1 protein-coding gene is annotated in these 1,090 nt (G+C 62.8%); it reads left to right on the forward strand.

Annotated features, from left to right (window positions below):
• Positions 1–1,090 (forward strand): glycosyltransferase (locus LG661_RS24660; RefSeq protein ID WP_230534635.1); only part of this gene is annotated, 1,090 nt, incomplete at both ends.

Below are 1,090 nucleotides of genomic sequence, written 5' to 3' on the forward strand. Positions count from 1 at the left end.
CTTCGCACGATTATTCACCTGGTGCATGATATCTCGACTATCGGGGGCATTTCCGGGCGCGTCAGGAACACCGTCGCCTCGGCCCAAGGCCGGCCCATCCGTCACGTCTGCCTCACCACCCGCAACGAGCAGGCCCTGCCCTTCCCGGACCTGCTGTGCGCCACCGACGAGCCCGCCGTGCTGGCCTTTCTCAAGGCCTGCCACACCACCGATACGGTGGTCATTACCCCCAACAACACCCTGCGCGCCCTTCCCGCCGCCATCCGCGAGCAGCTCACTCGCCTGCCGATCCTCCACATGGCCTCGGGCCAACTGTCCTTCATCATCCAGGACTCCCCGGTGCTGGCCGACCTTGATTACGTTGACACCTACAAGGCTTCCCGGATCCTGTGCCTGTCGGACATGGATATGAGCTTTCACCGCCAGCTCGGCATTCACGAACTGACCAAGGTCCGCCTGCCGGTGGCGACCCGCAGCGAGAACGCCTACTACCCGGACCGGAACCGGTTCGTGACGTATGTCGGGCGCATTGACTTTCATGCCAAAGGCGCCGAGCGCCTGGTGCCAATTGCCAAGCTGATGAAGGAGCGCGGTCTGCCGCCGCTGCAGATTTTTACCACCGATGGCCGCAACTCGCCCGATCTGCCCGCCTTTCTCGCCCTGCTCGATGCAGCGGGCCTCAGCGACTGGGTCAGGATCACCTACAATGTCACCGATAAGGCCACCCTCTATGGCCAGGCCTCCGTCCTGCTGCTGCCGTCCAAGAAAGAGTCGTTTGGCAACGTGATCCTTGAGGCGTTCTCGTTCGGGGTGCCGGTGATTGCAACCAGCTACGCGCCCGGACCGGCTGAGATCATCCGCCACGGCGAGGACGGCTTTCTGCTTGACAACTTTTCGGCTGACGCGGTGGTCGATCTGCTCGAGCCCCTGTCGCCGGAGCAGTTTGCTTCCCTGTCGCAGGCCAGCTTTGCCCGCCATCAGGACTACTCGATGGAGCAGTACCTGGCTTCGCTCGAGAGCATCGCCGCCGAGGTCGCCCAGAGCTTCCCAGGCACAAACCAGATCAGAGTCTTCCCAAAAATCAAAGCCG

Origin of the sequence: Microvirga roseola, from assembly GCF_020866965.1 — a bacterium.
GTDB classification, from domain to species: domain Bacteria; phylum Pseudomonadota; class Alphaproteobacteria; order Rhizobiales; family Beijerinckiaceae; genus Microvirga; species Microvirga roseola.